A 20184-nucleotide genomic window follows, 5' to 3' on the forward strand; every position below is an offset into this window, starting at 1 on the left:
GAGGGAGTCCGGGGTGATGGGTTGAATCCGTCCGCGGCACAGGCCGAGGTCATCGTCGACGAACTGATCCGCAACGAGATCAGCCACGTCGTGCTCTCCCCGGGATCGCGCAACGCACCGCTGTCCTTCGCGCTGCACGCCGCCGACGCGGCCGGGCGGCTGCGGCTGCACGTGCGCATCGACGAGCGCAGCGCGGGGTTCCTGGCGCTGGGGCTGGCCGCCGTCGACGGCAGGCCGGTCGCCGTCGTGGGCACTTCCGGCACGGCGGCGGCGAACCTGCATCCCGCGGTGAGCGAGGCCGCGCACTCCGGCATACCGCTGCTGGTGCTCACCGCCGACCGGCCGCCGGAGCTGCGGGCCGCCGGCGCGAACCAGACGATCGACCAGCACCGGATGTTCGGCTCCGAAGTCCGGATGTTCGACGAGCTGGCGGTGGCCGAGAACCGGCCCGGTCAGCAGGCGTACTGGCGCAGCCAGACCTGCCGCGCGGCAAACGCGGCCGGGGGTTCCCCGCACTCGGGGCCGGTGCACTTGAACCTGCCGTTCCGCGAGCCGCTGGTGCCGGACGGCGACCTCGACTGGTGCGAGTCGCTGGACGGACGTCCCGGCGGGGCGCGGTGGACCGAGATCGCCGAACGCGGTGGTGCGCCGAGCAGCCTGCGCGGGCTGACCGCCCGGCGCGGTCTGGTGCTGGTCGCCGACGGAGACGCCGAGGCGGCCGCGGACTGGGGCGAGCGCCACGGGTGGCCGGTCGTTTCGGAGACCGGCGGGGTGGGGCTGGCCGGTTCGGCGGCCGTGGACACCGGCATGTGGCTGCTGAACCTGCCCGAGTTCGTGCGCGAGCACCGGCCGGAACAGGTGCTGTGCGTGGGCAGGCCCACGGTCTTCCGGCAGGTGCAGTCGCTGCTGACCGACGCCGGGGTGGAGGTGCTGCTGGCGCACGGCGCCGCGGTCGACTGGCCTGCGCCCGGGCACGCCGTGCGGGAGGTGGCCCGTTCCTTCGGCGCCGCTCCGGAGCGGGAGGCCGACCCGGACTGGCTCACCGCCTGGCAGCAGGCCGACCAGAAGGTGTCCGCCGCGCTGCACGCGGCGCTGGACCTGGAGCGCTGGCCGAACGGACCGGTGCTGGCCCGCGACCTGGTCGACGAGCTGCCCGCGCGGTCGCTGCTGGTGCTCGGATCGTCCAACCCGACCCGGGACGTGGCGTTGGCCGCCCGGCACCGTCCGGACGTGACGGTGCACCGGAACCGGGGAGTGGCGGGCATCGACGGAACGGTGTCCACCGCCGTCGGTGCGGCCACCGCGCACGACGGTCCGTGCTACGCGCTGCTCGGGGACCTGACCTTCCTGCACGACAGCAACGGGCTGCTGCTGGGGCCGCACGAGCAGCGCCCGGACCTGACGATGGTCGTGTTCAACGACGACGGCGGCGGGATCTTCTCGCTGCTGGAGCAGGGCACTCCGGAGCACCGGGCCTCGTTCGAGCGGGTCTTCGGCACCCCGCACGGCACCGATCTCGCCGCGCTCTGCGCCGCGCACGGGGTGGAGCACGTCCGGGTGCGGCAGCGTTCGGAATTCGCGCAGGCGTTGCACGGTGCGCGGGGCCTGCGGGTGGTCGAGGTCCAGGCGGACCGGACGCAGACGCGGAGTCTGCACGGGCGCCTGCAATCGGTGGTGAATTCCGCGCTGCTCGGCTGATCCCTTCGCCGCCACCTGTTGAGATCGCCGGTTCCCAATCATCGGGAGGCGCATCGGCGGGCCGCTTCTGCTCATCGCGGCTCCAGCGCTGTGCTCCCGGTGTCGGCGGAAAGCGGTGCACGTCACCGCGCAGTCCTTAGTGGACACTCTTGAGCTGCGGCGTGAGTCGATCTGAGTGGATCGCGTGGTTGCGCGACAGTGCTCCGCACGCGGACACCGGCGGCATTGCCGAAAATTCTCGCTTCCTCTGGGAAAAAACCCACCCGGCAGTGTGTCGCGGGGTTTGCGGTGCGATTCGTAGGCTGCGGCGAGCGAACCTGATCTTCGGGAGGTGTGTCCTGGTGTTCCGACGACATGGACTGCGAGTCGCCGCCGCCACGTGCTGTGCCGCGGCCTTCCTCGCGCAGCCCGCGGCGGCGGGCACCGGGAGCCCGGGCGCACCGGGTCTGGGCGACCCGTACTTCCCGGAGTACGGCAACGGCGGCTACGACGTCTCGCACTACGACGTGCAGCTGCGCTACGACCCGGCCGATGATCACCTGGCGGGGACCACGACGATCGTGGCGAACCCGACGCAGGACCTGTCCGCGTTCAACCTCGACTTCGCGCTCCCGGTGAAGTCGATCCGGGTCAACGGCGCGCCCGCCGAGTTCGGCCAGCGGGGCAGCGAGCTCACCGTGACGCCGTCGCAGGACCTGCCCGAAGGCGCGCCCGCCACCTTCGTCGTCGAGTACGCCGGGGTGCCCTCCAGCGTCGAGGTCGGCGGCACCAACCCGTGGATCCGGACACCGGACGGCGCGCTCGCGGCCGGTCAGCCCGAGATCTCCGCGTGGTGGTTCCCCGGCAACGACCACCCGCGGGACAAGGCCACCTTCGACATCTCGGTCGCGGTGCCGGACGGCACCAAGGTGGTCTCCAACGGCACCAACACCGACACCGAGTCGCAGGCCGGGTGGACCACCTGGAAGTGGCGCAACCCGAAGCCCACCGCGACCTACCTGGCCTTCATCGGCATCGGGCAGTACGCGGTCGAGACCAAGCCCGGCGCGTTCGGTCAGCAGTCGGTCACGGCGTACGCGGAGGATCTCGGGCCGAACGCCGGTGCGGCGCGGGCCAGCGTGGAACGCACCCCGGAGATCTTGGAGTTCCTGTCCGGGCTGTTCGGCGAGTACCCGTTCCAGACCCAGGGCGGGCTCGTGTCCGCGTCGCAGGACATGGGCTTCGCGCTGGAGAACCAGGGGCGGCCCACCTACAGCCCGAAGTTCTTCGACGACGGCGCGAACACGTCCGTGGTGGTGCACGAGAACGCCCACCAATGGTTCGGCGACTCGGTGTCGGTGGACACCTGGCGCAACATCTGGCTCAACGAGGGCTTCGCGACCTACGCGGAGTGGCTCTGGTCGGAGGCGAAGGGCAACGGCACCGCGCAGGAGCTGTTCGACCACTATTACTCGGCACTTCCAGCGGACGACCCGTTCTGGCAGGTGCCGCCAGGTGATCCGGGTGTGGAGAACGTCTTCGGCGACGCCGTCTACGACCGCGGTGCGATGACCTTGCACGCCTTGCGCAACGTCATCGGGGACGAGGCGCTGCTGGACGCGGTGCGCACCTGGGTCTCGGAGAAGCGGTATTCCAACGGGAAGATCGAGGACTTCATCGCGCTGGCCGAGCAGCGTTCCGGCAAGCAGCTCGACGAGTTCTTCCGGATCTGGCTGTTCACACCGGGCAAGCCCGCGCCGGGAGCGGACAGCGGGATCCCGGAGTCGGCGACCCGTGCCGGGAGCACACCGCCGAAGTCGGTGGCCGAGATCGACGCAACGCATCAGCGGGTGCACGACCACCACTGATCGCTCGCCGGACGCGCCGCCCACCTGCGCGCGGGCCGGGCGGTGCGTTCAGGCGTCGCCTTCCAGGGCTTCGCGAATCGGACGCAGTTTCGCCGCGGCCTCGGCGACCTCTTGATCGGGATCGGAGCCCGTGACGATGCCGCCGCCGGCGAACAGCCGGACCGTGCTGCCGCCGTCCGGCACTGCGGCGCTGTCGCCCGGCTGGTGCTCGATCTGCGCGCAGCGCAACGCGAGACCCAGCGCACCGTTGCCTGCTCCGTCGACCCAGCCGACCGGGCCGGTGTACCGGCCGCGGTCCATGGGCTCGAGCTTCTCGATGAGTTCGACCGCTTCGGCGGTCGGAGTGCCACCGACGGCTGCGGTCGGGTGCAGCGCGGAGGCCAGCCGCAGCAGTGCGGCGACGCCGTTGCTCGCCGCGTGCTGGTGCAGTTCGCCGCTGATCAGCGAAGCCAGGTGCAGCACGTTGCGCAGCCGCAACACCTCCGGCTGCGCAGGCACCGCCAGCTCCCCGCAGAACGGGCGCAGTTCCGCGGCGACCGATTCCGTGGCGAACGCGTGCTCCGCGCGGTCCTTGGCCGAGTCGAGCAAACCCGCGGCCAGTTCGTCGGCGCTGACGCCCGGACGGGGCCAGGCCGTCCCGGCCAGCACGTGCGAGCGCACCCGGTGCCCGGTGCGCTCCAGCAGCAGCTCCGGTGTGGCACCGACCAGCCCGTCGACCGCGAACGTCCAGCAGCTCGGATACCGCCTGGCCAGGTTGTCCAGCAGGAACCGCGGATCCAGCGGTTCCGAGGTCTCGGCCAGCAGGTCGTGCGCGAGCACCACCTTCCGCACCTCGCCGCCATTGGCCAGCGTCCGCACCGCCTCGGCGACCACGTCGCGGTATCCGGTGGCGGGCAACCGGCCGTCGCCGTAGCGCACGGTTCCCGGTCCGTGCACCGGCAGCACCGGTTCGTCGGCTGCGTTTCCGTCGGCGGCGTCTTCGCCGACGGTGGTGATCCAGCGGACGCCGTCCCGCTGGCCGATCACCACCCGAGGCACCAGCAGCACGGAATCTCCCGGCTGGTCACCGAACGCCAAGCTGGTGAACGCGACGGGACCGGTGCCGGGCAGCCGGACCTCGTCGTCGACGTCCATCCGTGCGCACAGCTCGTGCCAATACGTGTCGGTCTCGGCGAAGCGGTCCGGTCCAGCGGTGTCGAACCTGGCGGCCACGCCCCAGCCGACCAGCCCGGACCCGTCCCGCACCCAGCTCATCGCGGCGCGGTTCGGCAGCAGGTCCAGCAGCGGGCGGTGGTAGCGGGGATCGTCGTCGGGGATCTCGCGGGTGCGGACGCGGAGAGGGCTCGGGGTCGCCACTCCGCCGAGGGTATGCGCACTGCCCCGCGGTAGCCGAGGTCCGGCTCCCTACAATCGGCGGCCGTGGCGAGCGAAGCGGAGTCGGAAGCGGCCGGCGGTGCGGGCGGGACCGCGGCATCTCGTTGGCCCGCGCACCGGGTGCGCCGCGTCGGGGCCCGGGCGGTGCTGGCGCTGGGCGTGCTGATCAGCTTGCTGGGCCTGTCGGTCGTGGTGGCCTGCGCGATCGACGACCGCACGATCTCCGAATCCCGCGGCAGCGGCGTCGCCGAAGTGGTCGGCACGTCGATGACCCGCACGGTCGTCCGGTTCAGCACCCCGGAAGGCGGCGTCTACATCCCGGCGAACGGGGTGCTCTACCCGGCCGGTTTGCAGAAGGGCCAGTACGTGCAGGTCGAGTACGACACCCGCAACCCCGACCTGGTGCGCGTCGCCGGCCGCGGCATGGTGCTCTCGCTGCTGCCGGTGGCCGGTGTGCTCGTCGTGCTCTGGCTGGTCGTGTTGCCGGCGTGGTGGTTGTTGCGCCGCTCCGCCGAGCGCTCCGCAGGCAGCTGATCCGGGGAATCCGTCCCTTCTGCGCCGCCTCGGGCGGGTTCACAGTGGAGCCGTGATCCCGAGACGCGGGTGTTTTCGCGGGCGCCGACGCCGGCACCGCCGTGAGGTGGTGAGCGAGATGAACGCAGTGAGCTTCGACTCCGGACCGGGACATCCCATCGAGCGGACCCGCATCAGGCCGGTGGGCAGGCAGCAGCCGGCCGGTTCCGGCGGCCACGCCACCGAGCGGGACACCGGCGCTGACCAGCAGCGCGGCTGGGTGCTGGGGACACCGCCGTCGCGGATCGTGAACCGTTCGGTCCCGCCGGGCGTCGCCGCCGTGGACCTCGCGCAGTACGGCCTGATGCTCGGCGATGACGCGTTGCTGATGGCGCACCGGCTTTCCGGTTGGGGCGTGCGCGGGCCGGACCTGGAGGAGAGCGCCGCGCTGGCGGGCATCGCGATCGACCTGCTGGACCAAGCGCGGACGCTGCTGTCCCGCGCGGCGGAACTCACCGGTGCGGACGTCGATCGGCTCGCCTACCACCGGGACAGCGGTCAGTTCCGGAACGTCCGGCTCGCCGAGATCGACTGCGGGCCGGGGCCGGGTGGTGATTTCGCCGGCACGATCGGCAGGTTGCTGCTGTTCGCCACCTGGCGGCACGCGATTTTCGAGCGGCTGGCGAGCAGCCGGGATCCGGTGCTCAGCGACATCGCCCAGCGGTGCGGGCAGGACCTGCGCAGGCACCGGGAACACGCCGCGCAGTGGGTGATCCTGCTCGGCGACGGCGAATCCCGGCGGCGGATGCCGGCGGCGCTGCACCGGTTGTGGCCGCTCGCCGGGGAGTTGTTCGCCGCACACCCGGTGGAGGTCAGGTTGGCCGAGGCGGGTGCGGCGGTGCATCCGGATTCGGTGCGCACCGACGTGGCCACCGCCGTGGACGAGGCGTTGTCGGTGGCCCGGCTCCAGTTGCCGGACTTGGCGCGGGCCGAGTTCTCCGAACGCGGCGGCCGGTACGGGGTGCACACCGAGTCGATGCCGTTCGTGCTCGCGGACATGCAGCACCTGGTGCGCGCGGACCCGGTCGAAATGTCCTGATCATCGTTGACGAATGAGTACTTTCCCGGACGAAATCCGGGCCGTGCCGGGTGCACTGTGGAGGCGGTGTCGCCGAAGATCCCCCGCCGTGGTCCGCCACCGACGCAAGGGGCGAGATCGGTGCGCGGAAGCCAAGCGGAAGGCACACCTGGTGATGAACGCTTTGTGGTCGGCGGTGCTGGCCGGTGCGGTCGCGGGCGCGCTTGCTGCGGCGCTGCTGCGGCTGTTGAGCGCGCGCAGCAGCCGGACCACGTCCGCGCCGGCTCCGGTGCGACCGGCCCGCTACGACTGTTGGGCGCGTGACCTGGACCGTTGTGAGCAAGCCGTGTCGCGCGCTGCGAGCGCGGTGCATTCGGTCTCGTCCGCGCCCGCCCGCGAGGGACTGCTCATGGTGGTCCGGCGGATGGACGCCGAGCTGCCGAACGTGGCCGCGCTGGTCGAGCTGGGGCGCGGTTTGGCGGCCGAGAACCCGCCGGAGCAGGCGCGCGGCGCCCAGGTGCGGGGACGGGTCCGCGGGCAGGTCGCCGATGCCGCCGAACGCTTCGGCTCGATCGCCGAGGAGCTGTTGGAGATCGTTCAGCGGCTGGTGGCGGATCCGGACCTGTCCCGCCTGCGCGGTGACGTCGCGGTGCTGCGCGACCAGTTCCCGCTGCTGCGGCCGATGTCCGCGGTTCTCCGGCAGGAACCTGCCGCGCCGATGCCGCCGGAGCCCGCTGCGCCGGGACCCGAGAGGTCGGAACCCGAGCGGGACTTGGGCGCTGAGATTCGGGAGCCGGGGCACCGCCTACCTGTCCGCTGGAAACCTGATCAGCCGGTCGCCTGCCGCCACCAGTCCAGCACTTCACCGGCCACCGCAGGCGCCGCCACCAGCAGCCCGCCCGCGGGCAGCGGCGACGGCTCACCGCGCCGATCCAGCACGGCGGCACCGGACTCCGCGGCCAGCGACAACGCACCGGCCACGTCCCACTCCTCGTAGGCGTCCAGCACCGCGGCCATGGCGTGGCCCAGCGCCACCTGCGTGATCGCCAGCGCGGGCGAGCCCAGCAACCGGACTCCCACTTGCGCGGCGGCCGCATTGCTGATGAACCGGTCTATGCCCGGCCACGGGCCGCTGCGGGTGAGCTCGGTGCACACGATGCCCGCGCGGGTGTCCTGCCGGTCCGCCAACCGCACCGGGCTGCCGTTCGCCCGCATCCCGCGGTCCCGCGCGGCCGCGTAGATCTGCGAGCGGTACGGGTCGGCGACCACGCCCACCACCGGCCCGTGCTCGTCGAGCATCGCCAGGCTGTAGGCGCACCACGGCAACCCGGCCACGTAGTTCGCTGTGCCGTCCACCGGGTCCACCGACCAGCGGTAACGCGCCGAGGAGCCGCGTGCGGTGAGCTGTTCGGCGACGGTCGTGCCCGCGTCGGGCGTGGAGTCGAATTCCTCGCCGAACACCGGCACGCCGGGGAATTCGTCGGCGAGCACGCGCCTGGTGTGCCGTTCCAGGGTGCGCCCGGTGTCGGTCACCCAGTCGAACGGCGAGTCGGTGTCGGCCGGGCTGGCGCCCCGCCCGGCCGTCGCGGTGATCACGTCCGCCGCATCGTTCGCGAGGCGCCCGGCGACTTCCAGCGCGCGCGACAACAGCCCGGGTTCGATGCGCGGTTGGGAGGGCAAGACCGTCATGCCGCTCCAGCGTGCGCGCTGCGGGTGACCGGGGCGCTACGCGGAGGTGGACGTGAATGGGAGTCGCGACGAGCGTTCCGTGGCGGTACCGCGCCACCTGCGAAGGACCACCTGCGGGATCAAGAGCCGCCTGCGTGTTGGGAGGAGTTTCGGAAGACGTTGGGCCTGCCGTCACGTGGCGGTCGTCTGGGCGCCGGGATGGCTCGCCACGGTGTGCACCGTGCGGATCGCCATCGTGTCGGAAAGCTTTCTGCCGCAGGTCAACGGGGTCACGAACTCCGTGTTGCGGGTGGTCGAGCACGTGCGCCGCCGAGGCGGCCAGGCCCTCGTGATCGCCCCGGGTGCCGGCCCGGAGGAGCACGAAGGAACCCCCGTGATCCGGCTGCCCGCCGTGGACCTGCCGGTGGTCTCGTCGCTGCCGATCGGGTTCCCGACCCGCCGGTTGCTGCTCGCGATGCAGGAGTTCGGCCCGGACCTCGTGCACCTGGCATCGCCGTTCGTGGTCGGGGCGCGCGGCTTGGCGGCGGCGCGCAAGCTCGGTGTGCCGTCGGTCGCGGTTTACCAGACCGATGTCGCCGGATTCGCCGAGTCCTACGGGCTCGGGCTGACCGCGCGGGCGGCTTGGCGCTGGACGCGGCGGTTGCACTGCGGCGCGGACCGCACGCTGGCGCCGTCCACCTGGGCGGCCGAAGCCTTGCGCGAGCGCGGGATTCCGCGAGTGCACCGCTGGGGCCGCGGCGTCGACACCGCGCGGTTCGCGCCGGGCAAGCGGGATCGGGCGTTGCGCGCCGAACTCGCTCCGAACGGCGAACTGCTCGTCGGCTACGTGGGCAGGCTCGCGCCGGAGAAGCACATCGAAAGGTTGGCCGCGCTGCACGACGTGCCGGGTGTGCGGGTCGTGGTGGTCGGCGACGGGCCGCAGCGCCAAGACCTCGCCGAGCAGTTGCCGGACGCCGCGTTCCTCGGCTTGCAGACCGGAGAGGAACTGGCGCGGATCTACGCGAGCCTGGACGTGTTCGTGCACACCGGCCCGTACGAGACGTTCTGCCAGGCGGTGCAGGAGGCGATGGCTTCCGGCGTTCCCGCGATCGCACCGGACGCCGGTGGCCCGCGCGATCTCGTGCAGCCCGGACGCACCGGTTACCTGCTGCCCCCGCACGACCCGGACGCGCACGCGCAGGCGTTGCGGGATGCGGTGCAGGCGCTTCGGGATCCGCTGCTGCGTGCGAGGTTCGGTTCGGCCGCGCGCAATTCCGTCGCGCAACGCACGTGGCCTGCCGTGTGCGAAGAACTCATCGAGCACTACGCGGAGGTCATCGGGCGTCCGCGCGACGACCGGATGGCCGCGTGAGAGCTCGCGGCACGTAGGCTGCGAGCGTGTCTCGGGCCGGTTTGGACAAGGACCCTCGCGAGGTCGCCGCGATGTTCGACGGCGTCGCGAAGCGCTACGACCTGACCAACACGGTGCTGTCGTTCGGCCAGGACCGGCACTGGCGGCGCGTCACCCGCGAAGCGCTGGCGCCCGAGCCGGGCGAGCGGGTGCTCGACCTGGCCGCGGGCAGCGGCGTCTCGACCGCGGAGTTCGCCGAGTCCGGCGCGTGGTGCGTGGCGGCCGACTTCTCGCTCGGGATGCTCTCGGTCGGCCGCGACCGGGGGTTGCCGCTGGTGGCCGCGGACGCGCTGCGGCTGCCGTTCGCCGACGCCGCGTTCGACGCGGTGACGATCTCGTTCGGGCTGCGCAACCTGGTGGACACGGTCGCGGGACTGCGTGAGATGGCGCGCGTGGTGCGCCCCGGCGGGCGGCTCGTGGTGTGCGAGTTCTCCACGCCCACCTGGGAACCGTTCCGGACGGTCTACATGAACTACGTGATGCGCGCGTTGCCGCCGATCGCCCGCGCGGTCTCGTCCAACCCGGACGCCTACGTCTACCTCGCCGAGTCGATCCGGGCGTGGCCGCACCAGCCCGCGCTGGCCGCGAAGATCGGCTCCGCCGGTTGGTCGAAGGTCGCTTGGCGCGACCTGATGGGCGGCGCGGTGGCGGTGCACCGCGCGTTCAAACCCGAACTCGGCTGAGCAGCCCGCGTTCGCTCCGGGAGCGGCGCTGCTGAGCATGATCAGCGCAGCTGCCAAGACGCCTCCGCGGGCAGCTCGCCCGCCGGGCTGCGCAAGGTCCGCAGGAACGCGTCGGCCGCCGGTGCCAACGGCCGCGCCGGGTCGCGGATGACCACGACGCGCCGGTGCACCTCCGGTCCGGACAGCGGCAGGTGGCCGAGCCCGGCGAATTCCATCAGCGGCAGCACCAGCCCGGGCACCGCGGAAACCCCGAGCCCGGCCGCGACCAGCCCGGCGACGGCCGCGATGTTGCGCGCCTCCAGCGCCGGCCGTGCGTTCGGCACGGCGCGGTCGGTGTGCCAGCGGATGCTGCTGCTGGTGTCGAACGCGATGCAGGGCTCATCGGCGAGATCGGCCCACTCCAGCCGAGTGCGGTCCGCGAACCGGTGCCCCGCCGGGAAAACGCAGCAGAACCGGTCGGCGGCCAGCGGGTACACCTCCAGGTCGTCCTCCGAGCCGTCCAGCCGCACGGTCACCGCGAGATCGACCGCACCGGAGCGGACCCGCCGCAGCACCTCGCCGGACAACGCGTCTTCGATGGCGACGTCGACGTGCGGGTGCGCCGCGCGGTAGGCGGAGATCACCGGCGGCAGCAGCATCGCAGCCGGCGACGGCAGCGTCGCGATCCGGACCTGGCCGCGGGCCCCGGCGAGGAAGCCGTCGAAGTGGTTCATCCCGGCGTCGAAGGAGCCCACGATCCGGCGCGCGACGGCGCAGAACTCCGCGCCCTCCGGGGTGCTCGCCAGCTCGCGGGTGGTGCGCCGGAACAGCTCGACGCCGAGCTTGCGCTCCACCTCGCGCACGGTCCGGCTCAGCGAGGACTGGGCGAGGTGCAACCGCTGCGCGGCGAGCGTGAAGCCGCCCGCGTCGTGCACCGCGACCACCAGCCTGAGCTGCTGCAACGTGAGATCCATGCGCATCGGCCATGAATCTATCCGGTATCGATGTTTGACCGCGATGTGCGCCGCGGCTCACAGTGCTCGCAGCTCCAACGCCGGAGGTCCGATGCTCGCCGTTGCCGGTTTCCTGACGATCGGGATATTCCTGGCCCTGGTGCTGTCCCGGCGGGTGTCGGTGCTGCTGGCGCTGACCCTGGTGCCGCTGCTCGCGGCGGTGGTGATCGGCGCGGGACCGCGGCTGGGCGAGCTCGTCGCCGACGGGCTGAGCACGGTCGCCCCGGTCGCCATCATGATCACGTTCGCGGTGCTGTACTTCAGCCTGATGGTCGATGCCGGGCTGTTCGACCCGGTGGTGTCCCGAATCCTGCGCTGGGCGGGCGGCGACCCGCTCAAGATCACCGTCGGCACCGCGGTGCTCACGCTGCTGGTGGCGCTCGACGGCGACGGCGCCTCCACGTTCCTGATAACCGTGTCCGCGCTGCTTCCGATCTACCGGCGGCTCGGGATGCGCCCGCTGGTGCTGGCCGGAGTCGTGTGCCTGGGCGCGGGCGTGATGAACATGGTCCCGTGGGGCGGTCCGACGGCTCGCGCGATGGCCGCGCTGGGCACCGACGGTGCGGAGCTGTTCCTGCCGGTGCTGCCCGCGATGCTGGCGGGCATCGCCTGGGTGCTGGTGGCGGCCTACCTGATCGGCCGGGCCGAGCGCAGGCGCATCGGCGTCGGTGCCGCGCCGGAGGTGGACCGGCCCCGGCTCGACCGCCCGGCGCGCATCCGCTTCCGGCTCAACGCGGCGTTGACGCTGCTGCTGGTCGTGGCGCTGCTGACCCAGCTGGCCGACCTCGAGGTGCTGTTCATCCTGGCGTTCCTGCTCGCGCTGCTGATCAACCGGCCGGGCTGGGACGCCCAGCGCGAGCTGTTCAACCGGCACGGCCACAACGTCGTGCTGGTCACCACGATGATCTTCGCAGCGGGCGTGTTCACCGGCGTGCTCACCGGCACCGGCATGATCCGGGCGATGGCCGAGACGCTGGTCGCGGTCGTGCCGAGCGGGGCGAGCGGTGCGCTGCCCGTGGTCAGCGCCGTGCTCGGGATGCCGCTGAGCCTGGTGTTCACCCCGGACGCCTACTACTTCGGCGTCGTGCCGGTGCTGGCCGAGACCACCGCCGCGCTCGGCGGCGACCCGCTGTCGGTCGGCCGGGCCGCGGTGCTCGGGCAGATGACCACCGGTTTCCCGCTGAGCCCGCTGACCGCCTCCACGTTCATCCTGCTCGGCATGACCGGCGTGGACCTCGGCGAGCACCAGCGGTTCATCTTCAAGTGGGCGTTCGGCACGACGCTGGTGATGAGCGCGGTGGCGCTGCTGACGGGAGCCCTGTGAACCGGACGACTGTGAACCGGACGACTGTGAACCGGACGACTGCGAACCGGACGACGCGGATCGGCAGCGGAGCGGGTTTCGCCGGAGACCGGATCGAGCCCGCGGCGGCGCTGGCCGAGCACGCCGGGCTCGACGACCTGGTGCTGGAGTGCCTCGCCGAACGCACCATCGCGCTCGGCCAGCAGCGCAGGCTCGCCGACCCGGCCACCGGCTACGACCCGATGCTGCGCGCCCGGCTGCGCAGGTTGCTGCCGGTGGCGGCGCGGCGCGGGGTGCGGCTGGTGAGCAACATGGGCGCGGCGAACCCTCCGGCCGCGGCCGAGGTGGCTCGCGATCTGCTGCGCGAGCACGGCCTCACCGGCCGGGTGGCCGTGCTGACCGGCGATGACGTGCTGGATCGGATCGATCTGTCGGCCCCGGCGCTGGAGGACGGCAGGCCGCTCGGCGAGCACGGCGAAGTCGTCTCGGCGAACGCCTACCTCGGTGCCGAGGACCTGCTGCCCGCGTTGCGGACCGGCGCCTCGGTGGTGCTGACCGGACGGGTCGCCGATCCGTCGCTGTTCCTGGCGCCGATCGCGCACCGCCTCGGCTGGGACCTGCGCGATCCGGCGCTCGCCGCGGCGGGAACGCTGACCGGGCACCTGCTGGAGTGCGCGGGCCAGGTCACCGGCGGCTACTTCGCCGACCCGGGGGTCAACGACGTTCCGCGACCGGCCGAGCTCGGCTTCCCGTTCGCCGACGTCGCCGCGGACGGTCCGGCCGTGCTCGGCAAACTCGCGGGCACCGGCGGGACGATCTCGCGAGCGACCGTGCGCGAGCAGCTGCTCTACGAGGTCACCGACCCGACCGGCTACATCACCCCGGACGTCGTGCTGGACTTCCGCGGCGTCACGGCCGAACCGGCCGGTCCGGACCGGGTGCGGGTCGCGGGCGCGCGCGGCCGGGAACGTCCGGACCGGCTCAAGGTCAGCGTCGGCTACCGCGCCGGGCACCGGGCCGAGGCCGAGATCAGCTACGCCGGTCCGAACGCGGCACGCCGCGCGCGGCTGGCGGCGGACGTGGTGACCGAGCGGTTGCGCGGCGCTGACCTGCGGATGCGCGCGGAGGTGCGTGGCGTCGGCGGTGTCGATGGCGGCGACGGAGCCGGCCGAGCCGGTGGTGCCGATGGAGCCGGCGGTGCCGCCGGGCCCGTGGAGGTGGACGGCGCCGCAGCCGACTGCCGCCTGCGGATCGCGGCGATGGCGCCGACCGCGGAGACCGCCGAGCTGGTCTGCCACGAGGTCGAAGCTCTCTACACCAACGGCCCGGCGGGCGGCGGCGGAGTGCGCACCTCGGTGCGCGAAGTGCTCGGCGTCGTCTCCGCGCTGCTGCCGCGGGACGTGGTGACGCCCGAGGTGACCGTGCTGGAGACCGGCGATGCTGCTGCATGAGATCGCGCACTGCCGAGCAGGCGACAAGGGCGACACCTCGACGCTGTCGCTGTTCCCGCGCGACGACCGCGACTACGACCGGTTGGTCCGGCAGATCACCGCCGAGCGGGTGCGCGCGCACCTGGCCGATCACGTGCGCGGCGAGGTCGTCCGCTACGAGTTGCCGCTGCTGTGCGGCTTGCAGTTCGTTTGCCACCAGGCTCTGGACGGCGGCGTGACCACCTCGCTGGCGCTGGACACCCACGGCAAGAGTCTCAGCTACCGACTGCTGGCCATGCCGCTGCCGGATTGAGACCGGCCCGCCGAACCGCCGCAGCAGGCGGCGGCATCCGGGTGAGCCGCCGCACGGCATCCCCAGATCACGAGCCCTACCTGCGATGACAGTCACCCGAGCGGCCTACCGAACGGGGTCGATCGAGTCCGTTGACCGGCCTAGACTCGGGGAGATAGTGAACTCGTTCACAAGCGGGTTCTCCGGCGTCGTGGTGGGGCGGCGCGGGCCGGGCGGCCGCCCGGCGAACGGGACTCCGGTCGAACCGGGCACCGGGCTCCGAGCAGCGCGGGCCCGCGGGACCGGGGCCGGGAGCCGGTCACCGCCCGGGCCGGGCCCCGCCGCGGCGCGCACCGAGCACGGCGATCAAGGAGTGTCATGACCAGCGCCCCCAGTCGACGCGGCCCGAACGACGACGCCGACGTCATCGTCGTCGGCGCCGGACCGGCCGGAGCGACCGCGGCGACGTACCTGGCCCGGTCGGGCCTGGACGTCCTGCTGCTGGAGAAGAGCGTCTTCCCCCGCGAGAAGGTCTGCGGCGACGGCATCACGCCGCGCGGCGTCAAGCAGCTCATCGACCTCGGGGTGGACACCCGCGAGGAGGCGGGCTGGCTGCACAACAGGGGACTTCGGGTCGTCGGCGGCGGTGTCACGCTCGAACTGGACTGGCCGGAGCTGGCGGAATTCCCGCCCTACGGTGTGGTCCGCCCGCGCAACGACTTCGACGACCTGCTCGCCCGCGGCGCCCAGCAAGCGGGTGCCCGCATGGTGCAGCAGACCAGCGTGACCGGGGCCGTGCGCAACGAGCGCACCGGCCGCGTCGAAGGCGTCACCGCCAAGTCCGGCCCCGAGAAGGTGCCGGTGACCTACCGCGCGCCGATCGTGGTCGGTTGCGACGGCGTCTCCGCCCGGCTCGCGCTGTCGATGGGCATCGAGAAGAGCGACCAGCGCCCGATGGGCGTGGCGGTGCGCCGCTACTACGACAGCCCGCGCACCAAGGACGACTTCATGGAGTCGCACCTGGAGCTGTGGGACCGCTCCGCGCCGGACGATCCGAAGCTGCTGCCCGGCTACGGCTGGATCTTCGGGATGGGCGACGGGACGGTGAACGTGGGGCTGGGCATCCTGTCCACCTCCAGCGCCTACGGCAAGACCGACTACCGCCAGCTGCTCAAGTCGTGGCTGGACGGCACCCCGGAGGAATGGGGTTTCCGGGACGAGAACGCCAACGGCCGGGTCGGCGGCGCGGCGCTGCCGATGGGCTTCAACCGCAAGCCGCACTACCGCGACGGGCTGCTGCTGGTCGGTGACGCGGGCGGGATGGTCAACCCGTTCAACGGCGAAGGAATCGCCTACGCCATGGAGTCGGCACGGCTGGCCGCCGAATGCGTGGCGCAGGCGTTCGCCCGTCCGGCGGGGCCGTCGCGGGAGCACGCGCTGCACCGGTACCCGGCCGCGGTTTCCGAAGCGATGGGCGGCTACTTCCGGATGGGCAACATCTTCAGCAAGTTGATAGGCAATCCGACCGTGATGCGGATGGCGACCAAGCACGGTCTGCCGCGCCGCACGTTGATGCGTTTCGTGTTGAAACTGCTGGCAAATCTCTACGACGGACGCGACGGCGACGCGATGGACCGTGTGATCAGCGCCACTACTCGGCTCACCCCTAGCGCCTGAGAGTCCGCGTCTGGTCAGATGGTCGCCAGACGGTGTGAGAACTCACAAAGTTAGGTTCGCCTCACTGCAAAACGGAAACGGGCGAGCGCATAGAGTGCGCAACCGACAACCGCAGACGTGACGTTCGTCGCGGCGGGGGCCGCAAGGAGGGCAGTGCCGTGGGTGGTTCGAGTGCTTCGGGTGTTCTCGACCCGTACATCCCGCTGGTGCTGATGTTCGCGCTGGCGCTGGGATTCGCCGTGTTCTCGGTCGCCATCGCCCCGATCGTCGGCCCCCGCCGCTACAACAAGGCCAAGCTCGACGCCTACGAGTGCGGGATCGAACCGTCGCCGCAGCCGGTGATGGGCGGCGGCCGGATGCCGGTCGCCTACTACCTCACGGCGATGCTGTTCATCCTGTTCGACATCGAGATGGTCTTCCTCTACCCGTTCGCGGTCTCCGCGGACTCCCTCGGCCTGTTCGGCGTGGTCGAGGTCGTGCTGTTCATCGCCACCGTCGGCTTCGCCTACGCCTACGTGTGGCGCCGAGGGGGACTCGACTGGAATTAGCGCCCGGCGCGGCCTCGGGCGAGCACTGACCGTTCTCAATGGCGAAGCGGAAGGAAGTGCCGAGATGGGCCTAGAGGAGCAGTTGCCCAACGGCATCCTGTTGGCCAACGTCGAAAAGCTCGTCAACTGGACCCGGAAGACGTCGATGTGGCCGGCGACCTTCGGGTTGGCCTGCTGCGCGATCGAGATGATGACGATCGGCGGGTCCCGCTACGACGTCGCGCGGTTCGGCATGGAGCGCTTCTCGGCCACCCCGCGGCAGGCCGATCTGATGATCGTCGCGGGCCGGGTGACCAACAAGATGGCCCCGGTGCTGCGGCAGATCTACGACCAGATGCCGGAGCCGCGCTGGGTGCTGGCGATGGGCGTGTGCGCCTCCACCGGCGGCATGTTCAACAACTACGCGGTCGTGCAGGGCGTGGACCACGTGGTGCCGGTGGACATGTACCTGCCGGGCTGCCCGCCGCGTCCGGAGATGCTGCTCGACGCGATCTTGAAGCTGCACGCCAAGGTCATGGACGAGCCGATCAACGCCAAGCGCGCCGCGATCCGCGCGGACAGCGGCGAGCGCACCGAACTCGTCGCCTCCTCCGAGCGCTACGCGCCGAAGAACCGCTCCCAGCGCAAGCGGGCCGAGCGCCAGCAGCGGGCGCAGCAGAAGGAAATGGGTTCCGAGGGGGCGCTGGCCGTCGAGACCGGCGCGCAGCGCGAACAAGTCGAGCGGCAGCTCGGGGCGGGCAGGTGAGCCATGACGGACTCGAAGCGGACCACACCCGACCCCGGCGAGAAGGGCTCCAGCGCGGAACGCCCCGGGCAGGGGCTGGAACCGGCCAGGGAAGGTGAAGGCGCCGCCGCGCACCGGCAGGGTCCGGTCGTGGCCGGACGCGCCCGCAAGGGCATGTTCGGCGTGCAGGGCAGCGGTGACACCTCCGGCTACGGCGGGCTGCAACTGCCCGCGCACGTCCCGCAGCAGGCGCAGCGGCCGTTCGGCGGATGGTTCGACGACGTCGCGGACGCGCTGCTGGATTCGTTGCGCGACAAGGGGATCGAGTCCGCGGTGCAGCAGACCACAGTGGACCGCGGGGAGATCACCTTCTACATCGACCGCGAGCACCTGGTGGAAACCTGCCGCTCGCTGCGCGACGACGAAGCCCTGCGGTTCGAGCTGTGCAGCTCGGTGTCCGGAGTGGACTACGGCCCGGACGTGCCGCAGCGGCTGCACTCGGTCTACCACCTCACGTCGATGACCTACCGCCGCCGCATCCGGCTGGAAGTGGCCGTGGACGTCGACGATCCGCACCTGCCCTCGGTCGTTTCCGTCTACCCGACCGCGGATTTCCAGGAGCGGGAAGCGTGGGACATGTTCGGCCTGATCTACGACGGGCACCCCGCACTGACCCGGATCCTGATGCCGGACGACTGGGACGGGCACCCGCAGCGTAAGGACTACCCGCTGGGCGGGATTCCCGTGGAGTACAAGGGCGGCGCCGAAATACCGCCGCCGGACCAGCGCCGGGCCTACACATGATCACCGGTAGGCAGCACGCGGAGAGGTGCTGAACATGACCACCGAACCACTGACCGATCCCACCACCGGTCCGACCGATCCCGCCGCGCCGCGGGAGACCACCGAGGGCCGGATCTACACCGTCACCGGCGGCGACTGGGACGAGTTCCTGGACGAGACGGCCGGTGACGAGCGCGTCGTCATCAACCTGGGACCGCAGCACCCGTCCACGCACGGCGTGCTGCGCCTGGTCCTGGAGCTGGAGGGCGAGACGGTCACCCAGGCCCGCTCGGTGATCGGCTACCTGCACACCGGGATCGAGAAGAACACCGAGTACCGCACCTGGACCCAGGGCGTCACGTTCGTGACGCGGATGGACTACCTGGCTCCGCTGTACAACGAGGCCGCGTACTGCCTCGGCGTGGAGAAGCTGCTGGAGATCGAGGCTCCGCCGCGGGCGCAGACGTTCCGGGTCATGCTCATGGAGCTGAACCGGATCTCCTCGCACCTGGTGTTCATGGCCACCGGCGCGATGGAGCTCGGTTCCACCACCGGCATGACCTTCGGCTTCCGCGACCGCGAGGAAGTGCTGCACCTGCTGGAGTTCCTCACCGGGCTGCGGATGAACCACGCCTTCATCCGGCCCGGCGGGGTCGCCCAGGACCTGCCGGAGGGCTACCGGGAGAAGGTGCTGGAGTTCATCAAGGTCATGGACTCCCGGCTGCCGGACTACCACAAGCTGTTCTCCGGCCAGCCGATCTGGAAGCAGCGCCTGCAGGACGTCGGCTACCTGCCGCTGGACGGCGCGCTGCAGCTCGGCGTGACCGGCCCGATGCTGCGTTCCGCGGGCATCGCGTGGGACCTGCGCAAGATCGAGCCGTACTGCGGCTACGAGGACTTCGAGTTCGAGGTGCCGACCAGCACCGACGGGGACTGCTTCGCGCGGTTCCAGCTGCGGCTGGAGGAGATCCACCAGTCGCTGAAGATCGTCCGGCAGTGCCTGGACAAGCTCGAGCCCGGCCCGGTCATGGTCGAGGACCCGAAGATCGCCTGGCCCGCGAAGCTGAGCATCGGACCGGACGGCATGGGCAACTCGCTGGAGCACGTCCGCAAGATCATGGGCCAGTCCATGGAGTCCCTGATCCACCACTTCAAGCTGGTCACCGAGGGCTTCGACGTGCCGCCGGGGCAGGTGTACTCGCCGGTGGAGTCGCCGCGCGGCGAGCTCGGCTACCACCTGGTCTCCGACGGCGGCACCCGGCCGATGCGGGTGCACGTGCGGGAACCGAGCTTCGTGAACCTCCAGGCGTTCCCGGCGATGTCCGAGGGCGGCCTGGTAGCGGACGTGATCGCGGCGGTCGCCTCGATCGATCCGGTGATGGGCGGGGTGGACCGATGACCGAGCAGTTCGATTTCACCACCACCGAGCACACGATCTCCCCGCCGCGGGAGCAGGTGTTCGGCGAGGACGTGCGCGCCGACGCGCGCAAGATCGTCGAGCGCTACCCGGAGTCGCGGTCGGCGCTGCTGCCGATGCTGCACCTGGTGCAGTCGGTGCAGGGCCACGTCAGCAACGACGGCATCGAGTTCTGCGCCGAGCAGCTCGCGCTGTCGGCCGCGGAGGTCAGCGCGGTCGCCACCTTCTACACGATGTACAAGCGCACGCCGTGCGGGCGGCACATCGTCAGCGTTTGCACGAACACGTTGTGCGCGGCGCTCGGCGGCGACGAGATCTACAAGGGACTCTCCGAGCACTTGGGCGTCGGGCACGACGAAACCGCGGGCACACCGGGCGAAGAGGGCTCGCTGACGTTGGAGCACGCGGAATGCCTCGCGGCCTGCGACCTCGCCCCGGTGCTGCAGGTCGATTACGAGTACTACGACAAGCAGCAGCCGGAATCCGCGCTGGAACTGGTGAAAGCGTTGCAGCGCGGGGAGAAGCCGGCGCCCACGCGCGGCGCCCCGCTGACCGACTTCCGCACCACCGAGCGCCAGCTCGCCGGGTTCTTCGACCGGCCGGGCGCTCGCCTCGGCGACACAGTGGACGGACCGTCGGCCGCGCCGGAGACGCTGCGCGGCGCCGGGATGGCCGAGCAGCGCGGATGGACCTCCCCCGCGATGCCGGACGACGCACCGATCCCGCCGCTGCCGGAGAAGGAGTGA

18 protein-coding genes are annotated in these 20184 nt (G+C 71.6%); 15 read left to right on the plus strand and 3 right to left on the minus strand.

From position 1 onward, the window contains the following. Positions 1-21 precede the first annotated feature (21 nt). Both menD and V1457_RS09440 read left to right on the plus strand, forming a co-directional pair. Positions 22-1698, plus strand: a complete 1677-nt coding sequence (gene menD / locus V1457_RS09435; RefSeq protein ID WP_295141798.1) for a 2-succinyl-5-enolpyruvyl-6-hydroxy-3-cyclohexene-1-carboxylic-acid synthase — start codon at positions 22-24, stop codon at positions 1696-1698. A 341-nt stretch (positions 1699-2039) separates the two neighbouring features. Continuing rightward, complete coding sequence (locus V1457_RS09440) at positions 2040-3545, plus strand: M1 family metallopeptidase (protein ID WP_338602546.1); 1506 nt, start codon at positions 2040-2042, stop codon at positions 3543-3545. A 48-nt stretch (positions 3546-3593) separates the two neighbouring features. Here the strand turns inward: V1457_RS09440 and V1457_RS09445 are convergent, their stop codons facing one another. After that, entirely contained in the window at positions 3594-4901 is a 1308-nt protein-coding gene (locus tag V1457_RS09445; RefSeq protein WP_307849922.1) for an isochorismate synthase, read from the minus strand. 63 nt (positions 4902-4964) lie between these two features. Between V1457_RS09445 and V1457_RS09450 the strand changes: the two genes are divergently transcribed. Then, a complete protein-coding gene (locus V1457_RS09450; protein WP_200068944.1) occupies positions 4965-5453 on the plus strand; it encodes a DUF3592 domain-containing protein in 489 nt (162 codons plus the stop codon). Positions 5454-5571: 118 nt separating this feature from the next. Continuing rightward, positions 5572-6531, plus strand: coding sequence for a 1,2-phenylacetyl-CoA epoxidase subunit PaaC (paaC, locus tag V1457_RS09455; RefSeq protein ID WP_338602551.1), 960 nt, complete (start codon positions 5572-5574; stop codon positions 6529-6531). An 807-nt stretch (positions 6532-7338) separates the two neighbouring features. Here the strand turns inward: paaC and V1457_RS09460 are convergent. Further along, entirely contained in the window at positions 7339-8199 is an 861-nt protein-coding gene (locus V1457_RS09460; RefSeq protein ID WP_200068946.1) for an inositol monophosphatase, read from the minus strand. Between the two features lie 220 nt (positions 8200-8419). Here V1457_RS09460 and V1457_RS09465 point away from each other — a divergent pair, with 220 nt between their 5' ends. After that, a complete protein-coding gene (locus V1457_RS09465; RefSeq protein ID WP_338602556.1) occupies positions 8420-9550 on the plus strand; it encodes a glycosyltransferase family 1 protein in 1131 nt (376 codons plus the stop codon). A 26-nt stretch (positions 9551-9576) separates the two neighbouring features. Then, on the plus strand, positions 9577-10272 hold the full coding sequence (locus tag V1457_RS09470; protein WP_200068947.1) for a demethylmenaquinone methyltransferase: 696 nt from the start codon (positions 9577-9579) through the stop codon (positions 10270-10272). A gap of 41 nt (positions 10273-10313) precedes the next feature. Here the strand turns inward: V1457_RS09470 and V1457_RS09475 are convergent, their stop codons facing one another. Further along, positions 10314-11231 carry a LysR family transcriptional regulator gene (locus V1457_RS09475; protein WP_200068948.1) on the minus strand — a complete coding sequence of 306 codons (918 nt, stop codon included), beginning with the start codon at positions 11229-11231 and terminating at the stop codon, positions 10314-10316. An 85-nt stretch (positions 11232-11316) separates the two neighbouring features. Between V1457_RS09475 and V1457_RS09480 the strand changes: the two genes are divergently transcribed. The 9 genes from V1457_RS09480 to nuoE all read left to right on the plus strand — a co-directional run bounded on the left by V1457_RS09480 (position 11317) and on the right by nuoE (position 20184). After that, positions 11317-12588, plus strand: coding sequence for a citrate:proton symporter (locus V1457_RS09480; RefSeq protein WP_338602561.1), 1272 nt, complete (start codon positions 11317-11319; stop codon positions 12586-12588). A gap of 26 nt (positions 12589-12614) precedes the next feature. Then, positions 12615-14018: an acyclic terpene utilization AtuA family protein gene (locus V1457_RS09485; protein ID WP_338602564.1), complete on the plus strand. Its 1404-nt coding sequence runs from the start codon at positions 12615-12617 to the stop codon at positions 14016-14018. Then, entirely contained in the window at positions 14005-14310 is a 306-nt protein-coding gene (locus V1457_RS09490) for a hypothetical protein (RefSeq protein WP_338602567.1), read from the plus strand. The genes V1457_RS09485 and V1457_RS09490 overlap by 14 nt, the downstream gene beginning before the upstream one ends. A gap of 357 nt (positions 14311-14667) precedes the next feature. Then, positions 14668-15966: a geranylgeranyl reductase family protein gene (locus tag V1457_RS09495; RefSeq protein WP_295140207.1), complete on the plus strand. Its 1299-nt coding sequence runs from the start codon at positions 14668-14670 to the stop codon at positions 15964-15966. A gap of 158 nt (positions 15967-16124) precedes the next feature. After that, positions 16125-16514, plus strand: a complete 390-nt coding sequence (locus tag V1457_RS09500) for an NADH-quinone oxidoreductase subunit A (RefSeq protein ID WP_338602572.1) — start codon at positions 16125-16127, stop codon at positions 16512-16514. Between the two features lie 64 nt (positions 16515-16578). Continuing rightward, entirely contained in the window at positions 16579-17259 is a 681-nt protein-coding gene (locus tag V1457_RS09505) for an NADH-quinone oxidoreductase subunit B family protein (protein WP_200068954.1), read from the plus strand. A gap of 3 nt (positions 17260-17262) precedes the next feature. Further along, positions 17263-18042 (plus strand): NADH-quinone oxidoreductase subunit C, encoded by a 780-nt coding sequence (locus V1457_RS09510; protein ID WP_338602577.1) that lies wholly within the window; start codon positions 17263-17265, stop codon positions 18040-18042. 34 nt (positions 18043-18076) lie between these two features. Then, on the plus strand, positions 18077-19420 hold the full coding sequence (locus V1457_RS09515) for an NADH-quinone oxidoreductase subunit D (protein ID WP_200068956.1): 1344 nt from the start codon (positions 18077-18079) through the stop codon (positions 19418-19420). Further along, a complete protein-coding gene (nuoE, locus tag V1457_RS09520; protein WP_200068957.1) occupies positions 19417-20184 on the plus strand; it encodes an NADH-quinone oxidoreductase subunit NuoE in 768 nt (255 codons plus the stop codon). The genes V1457_RS09515 and nuoE overlap by 4 nt, the downstream gene beginning before the upstream one ends.

The sequence above is a fragment of the Saccharopolyspora sp. SCSIO 74807 genome (genome assembly GCF_037023755.1).
Taxonomy (GTDB): Bacteria; Actinomycetota; Actinomycetes; order Mycobacteriales; family Pseudonocardiaceae; genus Saccharopolyspora_C; species Saccharopolyspora_C galaxeae.

What these genes read in the sequence shown, in the direction of transcription:
- paaC (WP_338602551.1), top strand. Translation starts at nt 5,572, where the DNA reads ATGAACGCAGTGAGCTTCGACTCCGGACCGGGACATCCCATCGAGCGG.
- V1457_RS09460 (WP_200068946.1), bottom strand. Translation starts at nt 8,199, where the DNA reads ATGACGGTCTTGCCCTCCCAACCGCGCATCGAACCCGGGCTGTTGTCG.
- V1457_RS09475 (WP_200068948.1), bottom strand. Translation starts at nt 11,231, where the DNA reads ATGCGCATGGATCTCACGTTGCAGCAGCTCAGGCTGGTGGTCGCGGTG.
- V1457_RS09480 (WP_338602561.1), top strand. Translation starts at nt 11,317, where the DNA reads ATGCTCGCCGTTGCCGGTTTCCTGACGATCGGGATATTCCTGGCCCTG.
- V1457_RS09490 (WP_338602567.1), top strand. Translation starts at nt 14,005, where the DNA reads ATGCTGCTGCATGAGATCGCGCACTGCCGAGCAGGCGACAAGGGCGAC.
- V1457_RS09495 (WP_295140207.1), top strand. Translation starts at nt 14,668, where the DNA reads ATGACCAGCGCCCCCAGTCGACGCGGCCCGAACGACGACGCCGACGTC.
- V1457_RS09505 (WP_200068954.1), top strand. Translation starts at nt 16,579, where the DNA reads ATGGGCCTAGAGGAGCAGTTGCCCAACGGCATCCTGTTGGCCAACGTC.
- V1457_RS09510 (WP_338602577.1), top strand. Translation starts at nt 17,263, where the DNA reads ATGACGGACTCGAAGCGGACCACACCCGACCCCGGCGAGAAGGGCTCC.
- V1457_RS09515 (WP_200068956.1), top strand. Translation starts at nt 18,077, where the DNA reads ATGACCACCGAACCACTGACCGATCCCACCACCGGTCCGACCGATCCC.
- nuoE (WP_200068957.1), top strand. Translation starts at nt 19,417, where the DNA reads ATGACCGAGCAGTTCGATTTCACCACCACCGAGCACACGATCTCCCCG.